We start from the raw sequence: 12,908 nt of genomic DNA on the forward strand, positions 1-12,908 counted from the left end.
ACCGACGATGAAAACCGTTTCCGAAAACCGCGCCTATGGCGGCGTGCAGGGCGTCTACAGCCATGGCTCCACCGCCTGCGGCTGTGACATGACCTTCGGCCTGTTCCTGCCGGAAGAGGCCGAACGCGGCCCTGTGCCGGTGATCTGGTATCTGTCCGGCCTGACCTGCACGCATGAGAATGCGATGGTGAAGGCAGGTGCGCAGAAATGGGCGGCCGAAGCGGGCGTTGCGCTGGTCTTCCCCGACACCTCGCCGCGCGGCGCCGATGTGCCGAATGACGAGGCCTATGATCTGGGTCAGGGTGCAGGCTTCTACGTCAATGCGACGGAAAAGCCGTGGTCCACCCATTTCCGCATGTGGGATTATGTGACGGAAGAACTGCCCGGGCTGATCTTCAAGGCCTTCCCCGTAGCCGAGGAGCGGCAGGCGATCACCGGGCATTCGATGGGTGGCCATGGTGCCCTGACGATCGCCATGAGTTTTCCGGGCCGGTTCCGCTCCGTCTCGGCCTTCGCGCCCATCGCCAACCCTTCGGGCAGCGACTGGGGCCGCAAGCAGTTCACCGCCTATCTGGGCGCGGACGAGGCGAAATGGGCGCCGCATGACGCGACATTGCTGATGCGCAAGCGCGGCTTTGACGGCCCGATCCTGATCGACCAGGGCTCGGCCGACCAGTTCCTTGACCTGCTGAAACCCGAGGCGCTGGCCGAGGCAATGGCGGCGCGGCGGCAGGGGGGAATCTTCCGCATGCAGAAGGGCTATGACCACAGCTACTTCTTCGTCTCCAGCTTCATCGAGGATCACATCGGCTTCCACGCCGCGGCGCTGTATGACTGAGCGCCGCATCCTCATCGACGCGGATGCCTGCCCGGTGAAGGCCGAGGCGGAAACGGTGGCGACGCGCCACCGCATCCGCATGGTGCTGGTGTCGAACGGCGGCATCCGGCCCTCGGCCAATCCGCTGGTGGAAAGCGTCTTCGTCGCCGAAGGCCCGGACGAGGCTGACAAATGGATCGCCGCCACCGCCGGACCCGGCGATGTGGTGGTGACGGGCGATATCCCGCTGGCGGCGAAATGCGTGGCAGCAGGCGCGGCGGTGCTGAAACCCAACGGCGAGGCACTGACCACCGCGAACATCGGCATGGCGCTGGCCACGCGCGACCTGATGTCCGACCTGCGCAGCGCCGATCCCTTTCGCCAGGGCGGCGGGCGGCCTTTCGCCAGGGCGGACCGCTCGCGCTTCCTCGATGCGCTGGAACGCGCACTGCGGCGGTGACGCGAATGTTCCGTCCCGCCGTCGCGGGCGGAACAGACGGAACGCGCGGCACACGGCTAGGCTTCGGCCATGATTTCGCAGGCTTCCCCCCGCACCACCCTGTTGGGCATCCTTTGCGCCATCGGCGGCGCCTCGGTCCTGTCGATCAACGATGTGGCGATCAAGGCGCTGTCGGGCGGCTATCCGCTGCATCAGGTGATCCTGACCCGGTCGGCCATCAGCATGGCCTTTATCCTGACCTTCATCGGCCTGACCGGCAGCTTCCGGCAATTGCGCACCCGCCGCCCGCGCGGGCATCTTCTGCGCGTCAGTTTTGTCATGCTGTCGAACATCACCTATTTCCTTGGTCTCGCCGCACTGCCGCTGGCCGATGCGGTGGCCATCGCCTTCATCAGCCCGCTGGTGGTAACCCTGCTGTCGGTCGTGGTGCTGCACGAACATGTCGGCCCGCGCCGGTGGGCCGCAGTGGCGGCGGGTCTGGTCGGTGTGCTGATCATGATGCGCCCCGGCGCGGGCGCACTGCATCCGGCGGCGGTGCTGGTGTTCATTTCGGCCTTCACCTATGCCTCGACCCATATGATGACGCGGCGCCTGCGCGATACTGAAAGCGCGGCGACGCTGAACTTCTACGTTCAGTGCGGTTTCATTGTGGTCAGTACCTGCATGGGCCTGATCGTGGGTGACGGCCATCTGGCGGGCGGTGGCAATGCCTCGCTGGAGTTCCTGTTCCGCCCCTGGGTCTGGCCGCCCCCGCAGGACTGGCCGGTGTTTCTGGCGACCGGCCTTGCCGTTGGCATCGGCGGGCTGATGGTCAGCCAGGCTTACCGGCTGTGCGAGGCGGCGCTGATCGCACCCTTCGAATATGTCGCCATGCCGTTGGCGATTGTCTGGGGCGTGACCGTTTTCGGCCAGTGGCCCGATGCAACCGCCTGGGCCGGGATCGCCCTCATCTGCGGCGCCGGGCTTTATACGCTGTGGCGTGAAACCGTGAACAGGAGACGCACATGACCGCACCGCAGGCCGTGATCTTCGACATCGGAAATGTGCTGCTGGAATGGAACCCCGAACGGTTCTACGACTGGCAGATCGGCCGCGCCCAACGTGAGGCGCTGTTCGCCGAGGTCGACCTGCATGCCATGAATGAAGCCATCGACGCGGGTGCGCCCTTCCGCGATACGATCTATGATCTGGCTGACCGCACCCCCGACTGGGCCGATGAAATCCGCATGTGGCATGACAACTGGCTCGACATGGCCTCCCCGCGCATTGACGGATCCGTCACGCTGCTGCGGGCATTGCGGTCGCGCGGTGTCGCGGTATTCGCGCTGACGAATTTCGGCATCGGCAGCTTCGATTACGCGAAAACCCGCTATGATTTCCTGTCGGAATTCGACCGGGCCTATGTTTCGGGCCATTTGGGGGTGACGAAACCCGACCCGCGCATCTATGAACGGGTAGAGGCCGATTGCGGCCTGCCGCCCGGAGCGCTGCTGTTCACCGACGACCGGGAGGCGAATATCGCCGTCGCCCTGCAACGCGGCTGGCGCTGCCACCTGTTCGAGGGCTGGCAGGGCTGGGCGCGGCGGCTGGTGACGGAAGGATTGCTGAACGAGAAGGAGGCAGGATTGTGACAGTGGAGATCATCGGGCGCGAGGCGGAAGCCGAACTGGACTGGCTGACGCTCTGCGACGCGATCGAGGCAGGCCACGGACTGCCGCGCGCCGAAATCGCCGATGCCCTTCTCTATCGCGGCAAGGATACACTGCTCAATCGCGCCGCATGGATCGACGGGCTGGGTCAGCTGGTGAAATGCGCGACCGTATTTCCGGGCAACGGTGCCCTTGGCAAACCCAGCGTCAATGGCTCGGTCACGCTTTATGCCGATACGACGGGCGAGCTGGAGGCGGTGGTCGACTTCCATCTGGTCACCAAGTTCAAGACGGCGGGCGACAGTCTGGTGTCCGCACGGCGCCTGGCCAGACCCGAATCGCGCGAGATTCTGATTGTCGGCGCGGGCACTGTGGCGCGGTCGATGGTTGAGGCCTATCGGGCCGGCTTCCCCGATGCACGGTTTCACATCTGGAACCGCAGCCCGGGCGGGGCCAATGCGCTGGCGCGGGAAACCGGCGCAGAGGTGGCCACCGATCTGGCGGCGGCGGTGTCGGCGGCTGACATCATCTGCACCTGCACCATGAGCACCGAGCCGGTGGTGAAAGGCGAATGGCTGCGCCCCGGTCAGCATCTGGACCTGATCGGCGCCTATCGCCCCGACATGCGCGAGGTTGATGACGAGGCCCTGAGCCGCGCGCAACTGTTCGTGGATTCCCGCGCGACGACAATCCATCACATCGGCGAGCTGAAAGACCCGATTGCACGCGGCGTCATTTCGGAAGCGGACATCCAGGCCGATTTCTACGACATCCCGCAGGGGCTTTACCGCCGCCGTTCCGCCGAAGAGATCACCATTGCCAAGAATGGCGGCGGCGCGCATCTGGATCTGATGACAGCGGCCTATATCCTCGCCGCCTGGCGCGGTCGGTGAGGCCGGGGGTTTTGCACCCCCGGCCCCCCGCAGGATATTTATGCCAGGGTGAATGGCGCTTCAGCGCGACAGCGGCAGCGTCATGTCGCGGTGCGGAATACCCGCATCATCATAGGCCGGGCCTTCGGCAGTGAAGCCGAGCTTTTCGTAGAAGCCCAGCGCGGGCACCTGCGCGCTGAGACAGACCTTGTTGAAGGATGGATCGGCCGTGAAATGTGCGATGCCCGCGCGGATCAGCGCCGCGCCAAGGCCGGTGCCGCGCGCCTCGGGCAGCACGCAGACCCGGCCGATCTTGCCGGTTGCGCCCTTGTGCAGCAGGCGGGCGGTTCCGACTGGCCGGGCATTGATTGTAGCCAGCAGGTGAATCGCCTGATCGTCGAGGTCGTCCAGTTCATCCGCCTCGGCGATGCCCTGTTCCTCGATAAACACTTTGCGTCGCAGAGCGACACAAGTGGCAATATCGGTGGTTTCCGCGATGACCGGGGTCACGCGAAATACTCCCGCAGGATGCGGCTATAGATCGTCTTGAGCTGTTCGATCTGCGCCACTTCGACCCGTTCATCGACCTGATGCATGGTCTTGCCGACAAGACCGAATTCCACCACCGGGCAATGATCCTTGACGAAGCGCGCATCCGATGTGCCGCCCGAGGTGGAAAGCTCGGGCCGGCGGCCGGTTTCGGCTTCTACCGCGCGCGCGATCAGATCCGACAGCGGGCCGGGCGGCGTCAGGAAACTTTCGCCCGAGATCTGCACCCGCATCGCGATGCGGACGCCGGTTTCCGCCTCGACTGCGCGGGCGTGGCTGGCGAGCCAGTCTGTGAGGCTCGCGCCCGAATGGGCATCGTTGAAGCGGATGTTGACCGTGGCATGGCCGCGCGCCGGGATCACGTTGGTGGCCGGGTTGCCGCAGTCGATGGTGGTGATCGCCAGCGTCGAGGCGTCAAAATGCGCGGTGCCTTCGTCCAGCGGCTTTTCCTCCAGCCGCGCGAGCAGTTTCACCAGCGCCGACATCGGGTTCTTCGCCCGGTGCGGATAAGCGCTGTGGCCCTGCACGCCCTCCGCGGTGAACCAGCAGGTCATCGAACCGCGGCGGCCGATTTTCATCATCTCGCCCATCTCGTTGGGGCAGGTGGGCTCGCCCACGAGGCAATGCGTCATCCGTTCGCCATTGGCGGCCATCCAGTCCAGCAGTGCGGTGGTGCCATCCTCGGCATCGCCTTCCTCGTCGCCGGTGACGGCCAGGATCACCGCGCCGTCCGGCGGTGTTTCGCGCACGAAATCCAGTGCGGCGGCGGCAAAGGCCGCAACGCCCGATTTCATGTCGGTGGCGCCCCGGCCCCAGAGGATGCCGTCGATGATCTCCCCTCCGAAGGGATCATGCGTCCAGGCGGTGGCATCGCCCACCGGCACCACATCGGTATGACCGTTGAAGCCGAAGCTGCGGTTGGCACCTTTCGTGCCCCAGCGCGCGAAAAGGTTGGCAATGCCGCCGCGATCCACACGCGTGCAGGTAAATCCCCCTTCGGTCAGCATCCGCTCCAGCAGGGTCAGGGCCCCCCCCTCGGCCGGAGTGACCGAATTGCAGCGGATGAGGTCGGCGGTCAGGCGGACGGGATCGACGGGCTTCATGGCGGCCTCCTTGTTCTGGCCCTCAGGGATAAGGTGCCGGAGCGGCTGCCGCAAGCCCGCCACCGCAGCCCCCACCACTGTGGCCGGGGCGCCACCGGACAGCGCGGACCGTGGGAATGTGGCAACAATAGGGATGACATGGGGCATAATGCGGACATATCGTTCTCGTCAGATGCGGATACATGCCGCAGTAACCGACAGGGTGGATCAACCGCCCGCCCCCGAGCAGACCGGCAGATGACGGAGAAAACTCCGCAGCCGGGGGGGACCTGAAAAGGTGAGACAGGCACATGGCGACCGGCGCCGAACTGACATACCAGACCAACGCCTCGGCGTTGCAGATGGCCAATGCGATTTTCGGCGATGGCGTGACCGTCACCGGGGCAAGCTATACCGGGCCAAATGCGTCTTCCGCGATCTATTCCAACGGGCATCTTTCACCCGGTGTCGTGCCCTCGGCAAGCGGGGTCATCCTGTCAACCGGCAATGTGACGAGCTTCACCCAGAGCTCGGGCGATCCCAACCGCAGCGCCAGCACCTCGACCAATACCTCGGGTGTCGATAACAACAGCCTGTTCAACGCCATCGCGGGCGCCCGCACCTATGATGCGGCCTGGCTGGATGTCGATTTCATCCCGACCGGCAACATGATGACGATGAAATTCGTCTTCGCCTCGGAGGAATACCCGGAATACGTCAATTCACAGTTCAACGATGTCGTGGGCGTCTGGGTAAACGGCACCCATGTGCCGGTCTCGGTCGGCAACGGCAAGACCGCCGTGAACAACATCAACCTGAACACCCAGCCCAACCTGACCATTTCCAACACGAATGACGCCTACAACACCGAGATGGACGGCTTCACCATCACCCTGTCGCTGGACATGAAGGTGATCGCGGGGCAGGTCAATTCCATCCGCATCGGCATCGCGGATACCTCGGATGCGAACTATGACAGCAACCTGCTGATTGCGGGCGATTCCGTGCAGACCGCGCTGGTCGCGGTGGATGACAGCATCACCATGGGCCCTGATGGCACCCGCACGCTGAATGCGCTGGCCAATGACCGTGGTCCCGGTAACAGCCAGCTTGTCATTACACAGATCAACGGCATCAACGTGGTCGCGGGACAGACCGTGACCCTTGCCAGCGGCCAGCAGATCACGCTGAACGCAGATGGCACCTTCACCATCGTCGGCAACGGCCAGACCGGAAGTTCGTCCTTCACCTACACGCTCGCCAACGGCAACGGAAAGGGCGTGACGGATGTGGGGATCGTCACCATCAACTCCGTGCCCTGCTTCGTGGCAGGCACCCGCATCCGCACGCCGGACGGGGACGTGCCGGTGGAACAGCTGGAACCCGGCGACCTGGTTCTGACGATGGATGACGGACCGCAGCCGCTGCGCTGGATCGGCAGCCGTCGCGTGGCCGCCAGCGGCGCTTTCGCACCCATCCGTATCAAGGCGGGCACCTTCGGGGCGCATGGCACGCTCTTCGTCTCGCCCCAGCACCGGGTTTTGCTGCGCGACCGGCTGGCCGAACTGCTGTTCGGAGAGGCAGAGGTTCTGGTCGCCGCGAAAGAGCTGGTGAACGGCCGCAGCATCACGGTGCAGCCGGGGGGAGAAGTGGAATATGTGCATCTGATGTTCGACAGGCACCAGCTTGTCTGGTCGGAAGGTCTGGTGACAGAAAGCTTCCTGCCGGGGCCACAGGCCGCCGAAATCCTTGACCGTCCGGTTCTGGACGAGATCCGGGCCCTGTTTCCCGAACTCGACCCCGAGACCTGGCTGGGCTACGGCCCCGCCGCCCGCCCCACCCTGCGCGGCTTCGAGGCGCAGGTTCTGCTGACCGACGCCCGGCGCGCCGCATGAACACAGCGCCGCGCCCGGGGGGATGGACCGCGCTGTCTCAGCACGACCCGACCCGTCCGGGCGCAGGCGCGGGCCGCAAGGGGCTGATGGAGCGCGGGGCGCTGGTTCTTGAACTGGCCGTGCCGCTGCGCAAGGCACAGGTTCTGCTGGATTACCATGCCGAGGCCGATGGCTGGGAACGGGCGTTTTCTATCCTGCACGATCCCGAAAGCGGCCTGACCATCCGCCATCGGCAGGGCAAGGCCGTTGCGCTGCACCGGCTCTGTGGCCCCCTGCCCGCCGAACCGGGCATCGCGCAGGTCATCCTGAGCTTCGACGCCCCTGCCCGCCACTGGAAGCTGAGCTACTGCCGACCGGGCAGCGGCACCTTCCTCGCGGCGACCGGCGAGGCCCCCCTTCCACTGCCGCTGGACGATCTGGACCGGATGTGTGCGCTGTCCCCTCTGGTGCGCCGGCACGAGGCGGTGCTGTGGTTCGGCGCCACCTCCCAGTCTGCACCGCCCTGCGCCTCGGGCTGGGTTCATCCGCAAAGCCGGATTGCGACGCCCTCAGGCTTTCGGCAGGCGGGCAGCCTTGGACCCGGCGACACCGTGTTACTGCACGACGGATCGGCGCGCGGCCTGCGCTCGGTACGGCATCTTGATCTCCCGGGGCGGGGCAGCCATACGCCGGTGCGGCTGCGCGCACCCTATTTCGTGGCCGGTCACGATCTGCTGGTCAGTGCCGATCTTCCCGTTCTGCTGACCGGCGGGGATATCGAGGATGTTTACGGGGAGCCGGCCCTGCTGGTTGCCGCCCAGCACCTGACCGACGGTTTCGCCGCGATCTTCGATACAGGGCATATGGTGGTGCGGACCGTATCGCTGGATGTGGGCGCTCCGGCGGTGGTGCAGGGCGATGGCATGGCGTTCCTTTCCGCCAGTCATACCGCCGGGCAGAATGGCCCGCCCCCGCTGCGCCAGCTGCGCGGGTTCGAGGCGATGGCGCTGCTGGCCGCGCTGAACCGCGGCAACACGGGCTGGCGCGCGGCCTGAGCCGCGCCAGGCATAGCGCTTGCCATTCGCGGCCCGGAATGCTCCCCTCGCCCTGCGGCAACACCCGCGATGGGAGGCATCATGTATAAATCCGGCGAAGTGGCTTACCAGCCGCTGCCCCTGCCCGACCGCGTTCAGAAACCCGATGATCAGGCGCTGGCCGATGCTCAGGCGTTTCTGGATTACATGCGCAAGCGTCATTCGGTCCGCGATTATGCCACCCGCCCGGTGCCGGAGGAGGTCATTGCAGCCTGTATCGCAGCGGCGGGCACCGCGCCTTCGGGCGCCAATCACCAGCCCTGGCATTTCGTCGCCATCGCCGATCCGGCGATGAAGGCCCGCATCCGCGCCGCGGCCGAGGAGGAGGAAGCCGCCTTCTACGCCGGTGGCGCGGGCGACGAATGGCTGGCCGCGCTGGAACCCATCGGCACCGGAACCGCGAAGCCGCATCTGACCGATGCGCCCTGGCTGATCGTGGTCTTTGCCCAGCGGTATGGCGTGACCGAAGACGGGCAGCGCTACAAGAATTACTACGTCCCGGAAAGCGTCGGCATCGCCACCGGCCTGCTGATCACCGCCTTGCATCACGCCGGGCTGGTCTGTCTGGAACATACGCCCAACCCGATGAAATTCCTCAACGAGTTGTGCGGGCGGCCCGATCACGAAAAGGCCGTGATGATCCTGCCCGTCGGCTGGCCCGCCGATCACGCCACCGTGCCGGAGGTCGCCAAGCGGAAGAAGCCTCTGGCCGAGATCCTGTCAGTGTTTCGCGGATGACGCCGCAGCGCCAGCGTGCTACGCAGGCGCATGGACCAGTTGCCCAGCAAAGACCAGATCCGTCAGTGGATCACCGACAACCCCGGCCTCGCCTCGAAACGCGACATCGTGAAGGCGTTCAGCATCAAGGGTGGCCCCGCCCGCATCGAATTGAAGCGCCTGCTGAAAGAGATGGAGCAGGAAGGTGGCATCCAGAAGCGTAAGCGCCAGTTCCGCGAGGCGGGCACCTTGCCGCCGGTATCCATCCTGCGCCTGTTGCCGCCCGATGCAGCGGGCGACCTGTTTGCCCGCCCGAATGAATGGGAAGGCGAGGACGCGCCGCTGATCCATGTCATCGCCCGCACCGGCGACCCGGCGCTGGGTCAAGGCGACCGCATTCTGGCCCGGCTGGAAAAGGTGGAGGGCGAGGCCCACGCCTATGAGGCACGGCTGATCCGCAAGCTGGGCACCTCGGCCATCCGCGTTCTGGGCATCTTCCGCCGCGGCCACGAAGGCGGGCGCATCCTGCCCATCGACAAGGGCGCCGACAAGGAATGGCGTGTGCCCCCCGGCCTGACGCTGGAGGCCGAGGATGGCGAACTGGTCGAGGCCGAACAGGCCGGACCGAAGCGCATGGGCCTGCCCAGCGCCCGCATCGTCGCCCGGCTGGGCGACCCGTCCGGGCCGAAGGCAGTCAGCCTGATCGCCATTCACCAGCACGGCATCCCCGACCAGTTCCCCGAAGCGGTACTGGCCGAGGCCGACCGCGCCGAACCCGTGACGCTGGGCGACCGCGAGGATCTGCGCCACCTCGACCTCGTGACCATCGACCCGGTGGATGCCCGAGACCGCGACGATGCGGTGCTGGCCATCCCCGATACCGATCCCGGCAATGCCGGGGGCTTTCACCTCTGGGTCGCCATCGCCGATGTGGCCCATTACGTCACGCCCGGTTCCGCGCTGGACCGCGAGGCCCGCAAGCGCGGCAATTCCACCTATTTCCCCGACCGTGTGGTGCCGATGCTGCCCGATGTGCTGTCGGGCGATCTGTGCTCGTTGCACGAAGCGGTGGACCGGCCCTGCATGGCGGTCTGCATCACCATCGACGCGCAGGGCAGCAAGCGCGGCCATCGCTTTACCCGCGGCCTGATGCGTTCGCGCGGGTCACTGCATTACGGGCAGGTGCAGGCCGCGATCGACGGCGCGGTGGAACCGAAGCTTGAGCCGCTGATGGACAGCGTGATCCGCCCGCTATATGCCGCCTATGCCGCGCTGAAACACGCACGCGCCGTGCGGCAGCCGCTGGAACTGGACCTGCCGGAACGCAAGATCATCCTCTCGGACGAGGGCAAGGTGCTGTCAGTCGCCTTCCGCGAACGGTTCGACGCGCATAAGCTCATCGAAGAGGCAATGGTGCTGGCCAATGTCTGCGCCGCCGAAGAGCTGATCCGGCTGAAACGCCCGCTGCTGTTCCGCATCCACGAGGAACCGAGCCAGGAGAAGCTCGACGCGCTCCGCGAGGTGGCCGAGGCTTCGGGATTCACGCTGGCCAAGGGGCAGGTGCTGAAGACCGCGCATCTGAACCGGCTGCTGGCGCAGGCGGAAGGCACCGATCAGGACGAGCTCATCAACATCACCACGCTGCGGTCAATGACGCAGGCTTACTACAGCCCGCAGAACTTTGGCCATTTCGGACTGGCGCTGCGCAATTACGCGCATTTCACCTCGCCCATCCGGCGCTATTCCGACCTGATCGTGCATCGGGCGCTGATCGACGGGCATGGCTGGGGCGCGGATGGCCTCAGCGCCTGGGACGTCGAGAACCTTGACGAGACCGCCAAGCTGATCTCGGATTCCGAGCGCCGGTCGATGGCTGCCGAACGCGACACCATCGACCGCTATCTTGCCTCTTACCTCTCGGACCGCGTGGGACAGACCTTCACCGGGCGGGTTTCCGGCGTGCAGAAATTCGGGCTTTTCGTGAAGCTGGATGAAACCGGCGCCGATGGCCTTGTGCCGATCCGTGAGGTCGGACGCGAGTTCTTCTTCTTTGATGCCGACAGCCAGACCCTGACCGGCGCCGATACCGGCCTGACCATCGGCCCCGGCGCGCGCGTGACAGTGAGGCTGGCCGAGGCCGTGCCGGTGACCGGCGGGCTGCTTCTGGAACTGATCGAGATCGACGGCGGCGCCCTGCCCGCCCCGAAACGCGGCAAGGCCGGGCATGGCCGCGGACCGCGCAAACCCGCCCGCGCGGCCATCGCCAAACGCAAGGTGGTGCGCAAGCGGCGCTGAAGCAGGGGGCTGTCTGCCCCCTCGCCCCTTCGGGGCTCACCCCGAGGATATTTGGACCAAGATGAACTTCACGCCTTCATCTTGGCCCAAATATCCTCGGGGGGAGTCTCCGCAGGAGACGGGGGGCGGAAAGCCCCCCTTCTCTCATCGCCGCCTTTCCCAGACGCAGGGTTCCCGCTACACTGGGGAGCGAGCAGACGCGAACAACCCGAAAAGGGGCCAGACCATGCGCTTTTCCAGAACCCTCATGACCCTTGCCCTGACCACTGCCCTGTCGGCATGCATCGGCGGCGGCGGCTCGGTCTGGCAATCAGGGAGCAGCCCCACGGTGATCAAATATGGCCGCGACCAGAACCCCGACCCGGCCAAGGTGGCGGGGCTGGAGCAGTGGATTGCAGCCTTCCGTCCGCGCGCGCTGGCTTCGGGCGTGTCGGCTGGCACCTATGACGCGGCCTTCCGCGAGGTGATCTATAACCCCGAGGTGATCCGGCGGTCGAACAACCAGGCCGAGTTCACGAAATCGCTGTGGGAATATCTGGAAACCGCCGTTTCCGACAAGCGCGTGGCCAATGGCCGCGCGATGCTGGCCCGGCATGCGGGTGTGCTGAACCAGATCGAGGCAACCTATGGCGTCGACAAGGAAGTCGTGGTTGCCGTCTGGGGCATGGAAAGCAGCTATGGCGAGAAGCGGGGCGATCTGCCGCTGATCGAGGCGCTGGCGACACTGTCCTATGACGGGCGGCGGGCCGAGTTCTTTCAGGGTCAGCTCATTGCTGCGCTGAAGATCCTTCAGGCCGGTGATACCGATGCGCGGCATATGCTGGGCAGCTGGGCCGGTGCCATGGGGCATACGCAGTTCATCCCGACCTCGTACCTTGCCTTCGCGGTGGATTTCACCGGCGACGGCAAGCGCGACATCTGGTCGGACGATCCGACCGACGCGCTGGCCTCGACCGCCGCCTATCTGGCGAAATCGGGGTGGCAGCGCGGGCAGCCCTGGGGGATGGAAGTCACCCTGCCGCCGGGCTTTGGCGCGGCGGTGTCCGGCAAGTCGGCCAAGCGGTCAGGGGCGGACTGGCGCGCCATGGGCATCACCCGCGCCGACGGGCGCCCGGTGCCCGACGGTCAGGCGGCGCTGCTGCTGCCCGCCGGGGTGAAGGGCGCGGCCTTCCTGATCTACCGCAACTTCCACGCCATCGAGCGTTACAATCAGGCGGATGCCTATGTCATCGCGGTCGGCCACCTGTCTGACCGGCTGAAAGGTGGTCCGGGGCTGAAAACCCCCTGGCCCGCGGGCGACAGCACCCTGCGCATGGCCGAACGGATGGAATTGCAGGAACGGCTGACCGCCATGGGCTTCGATACAGGCGGCGCAGACGGCAATGTCGGACAAAAGACCATTGCCGCCGTCAAGGCCTTCCAGACCGCGCGGGGGCTTGTGCCCGACGGCTATCCCGACCGTGAGGTTCTGGAACTGCTGCGGCGGCGCTGAGCCGCCG

The 12,908-nt window shown here is 66.0% G+C and carries 12 protein-coding genes; 10 read left to right on the forward strand and 2 right to left on the reverse strand.

Translation table 11 applies throughout. From position 1 onward, the window contains the following. Nucleotides 1-7: 7 nt before the first annotated feature. The 5 genes from fghA to AO684_RS09400 all read left to right on the forward strand — a co-directional run bounded on the left by fghA (nt 8) and on the right by AO684_RS09400 (nt 3,819). Nucleotides 8-838, forward strand: coding sequence for an S-formylglutathione hydrolase (fghA, locus tag AO684_RS09380; protein WP_054302485.1), 831 nt, complete (start codon nt 8-10; stop codon nt 836-838). Next, nucleotides 831-1,277: a YaiI/YqxD family protein gene (locus tag AO684_RS09385; protein WP_054302486.1), complete on the forward strand. Its 447-nt coding sequence runs from the start codon at nt 831-833 to the stop codon at nt 1,275-1,277. The genes fghA and AO684_RS09385 overlap by 8 nt, the downstream gene beginning before the upstream one ends. 69 nt (nt 1,278-1,346) lie before the next feature. Continuing rightward, nucleotides 1,347-2,285 carry a DMT family transporter gene (locus AO684_RS09390; RefSeq protein ID WP_054302487.1) on the forward strand — a complete coding sequence of 313 codons (939 nt, stop codon included), beginning with the start codon at nt 1,347-1,349 and terminating at the stop codon, nt 2,283-2,285. Next, nucleotides 2,282-2,908 (forward strand): HAD family phosphatase, encoded by a 627-nt coding sequence (locus AO684_RS09395; protein ID WP_054302488.1) that lies wholly within the window; start codon nt 2,282-2,284, stop codon nt 2,906-2,908. Before AO684_RS09390 ends, AO684_RS09395 begins: the two co-directional genes overlap by 4 nt. Further along, the gene (locus AO684_RS09400; protein ID WP_054302489.1) at nt 2,905-3,819 is read left to right on the forward strand and encodes an ornithine cyclodeaminase family protein; all 915 of its coding nucleotides are present in this window, start codon (nt 2,905-2,907) and stop codon (nt 3,817-3,819) included. Before AO684_RS09395 ends, AO684_RS09400 begins: the two co-directional genes overlap by 4 nt. 60 nt (nt 3,820-3,879) lie before the next feature. Here AO684_RS09400 and AO684_RS09405 read toward each other — a convergent pair whose 3' ends face one another. Next, the gene (locus AO684_RS09405; protein ID WP_054302490.1) at nt 3,880-4,308 is read right to left on the reverse strand and encodes a GNAT family N-acetyltransferase; all 429 of its coding nucleotides are present in this window, start codon (nt 4,306-4,308) and stop codon (nt 3,880-3,882) included. Continuing rightward, complete coding sequence (dapE, locus tag AO684_RS09410) at nt 4,305-5,450, reverse strand: succinyl-diaminopimelate desuccinylase (RefSeq protein WP_054302491.1); 1,146 nt, start codon at nt 5,448-5,450, stop codon at nt 4,305-4,307. Before dapE ends, AO684_RS09405 begins: the two co-directional genes overlap by 4 nt. A gap of 290 nt (nt 5,451-5,740) precedes the next feature. On the opposite strand from dapE, the gene AO684_RS09415 reads away from it, so the two are divergent. The 5 genes from AO684_RS09415 (at nt 5,741) to AO684_RS09435 (ending at nt 12,901) form a co-directional block, all read left to right on the forward strand. Continuing rightward, the gene (locus AO684_RS09415; protein WP_054302492.1) at nt 5,741-7,324 is read left to right on the forward strand and encodes a Hint domain-containing protein; all 1,584 of its coding nucleotides are present in this window, start codon (nt 5,741-5,743) and stop codon (nt 7,322-7,324) included. After that, nucleotides 7,321-8,358 carry a Hint domain-containing protein gene (locus AO684_RS09420; RefSeq protein ID WP_054302493.1) on the forward strand — a complete coding sequence of 346 codons (1,038 nt, stop codon included), beginning with the start codon at nt 7,321-7,323 and terminating at the stop codon, nt 8,356-8,358. The genes AO684_RS09415 and AO684_RS09420 overlap by 4 nt, the downstream gene beginning before the upstream one ends. An 81-nt stretch (nt 8,359-8,439) precedes the next feature. Continuing rightward, entirely contained in the window at nt 8,440-9,135 is a 696-nt protein-coding gene (locus tag AO684_RS09425; protein WP_054302617.1) for a nitroreductase family protein, read from the forward strand. A 30-nt stretch (nt 9,136-9,165) separates the two neighbouring features. Continuing rightward, entirely contained in the window at nt 9,166-11,409 is a 2,244-nt protein-coding gene (rnr, locus tag AO684_RS09430; protein ID WP_054302494.1) for a ribonuclease R, read from the forward strand. Between the two features lie 226 nt (nt 11,410-11,635). Continuing rightward, entirely contained in the window at nt 11,636-12,901 is a 1,266-nt protein-coding gene (locus AO684_RS09435) for a lytic murein transglycosylase (protein WP_082400857.1), read from the forward strand. The last annotated feature ends 7 nt before the right edge of the window (nt 12,902-12,908 follow it).

Origin of the sequence: Gemmobacter sp. LW-1 (assembly GCF_001303875.1) — a bacterium.
Taxonomy (GTDB): domain Bacteria; phylum Pseudomonadota; class Alphaproteobacteria; order Rhodobacterales; family Rhodobacteraceae; genus Gemmobacter; species Gemmobacter caeni.

Excerpts from the sequence above, each read along its gene's own strand:
- fghA (WP_054302485.1), top strand. The coding sequence starts at position 8 with ATGAAAACCGTTTCCGAAAACCGCGCCTATGGCGGCGTGCAGGGCGTC.
- AO684_RS09415 (WP_054302492.1), top strand. The coding sequence starts at position 5,741 with ATGGCGACCGGCGCCGAACTGACATACCAGACCAACGCCTCGGCGTTG.
- dapE (WP_054302491.1), bottom strand. The coding sequence starts at position 5,450 with ATGAAGCCCGTCGATCCCGTCCGCCTGACCGCCGACCTCATCCGCTGC.
- AO684_RS09425 (WP_054302617.1), top strand. The coding sequence starts at position 8,440 with ATGTATAAATCCGGCGAAGTGGCTTACCAGCCGCTGCCCCTGCCCGAC.
- AO684_RS09420 (WP_054302493.1), top strand. The coding sequence starts at position 7,321 with ATGAACACAGCGCCGCGCCCGGGGGGATGGACCGCGCTGTCTCAGCAC.
- AO684_RS09435 (WP_082400857.1), top strand. The coding sequence starts at position 11,636 with ATGCGCTTTTCCAGAACCCTCATGACCCTTGCCCTGACCACTGCCCTG.
- rnr (WP_054302494.1), top strand. The coding sequence starts at position 9,166 with ATGGACCAGTTGCCCAGCAAAGACCAGATCCGTCAGTGGATCACCGAC.
- AO684_RS09395 (WP_054302488.1), top strand. The coding sequence starts at position 2,282 with ATGACCGCACCGCAGGCCGTGATCTTCGACATCGGAAATGTGCTGCTG.
- AO684_RS09385 (WP_054302486.1), top strand. The coding sequence starts at position 831 with ATGACTGAGCGCCGCATCCTCATCGACGCGGATGCCTGCCCGGTGAAG.
- AO684_RS09390 (WP_054302487.1), top strand. The coding sequence starts at position 1,347 with ATGATTTCGCAGGCTTCCCCCCGCACCACCCTGTTGGGCATCCTTTGC.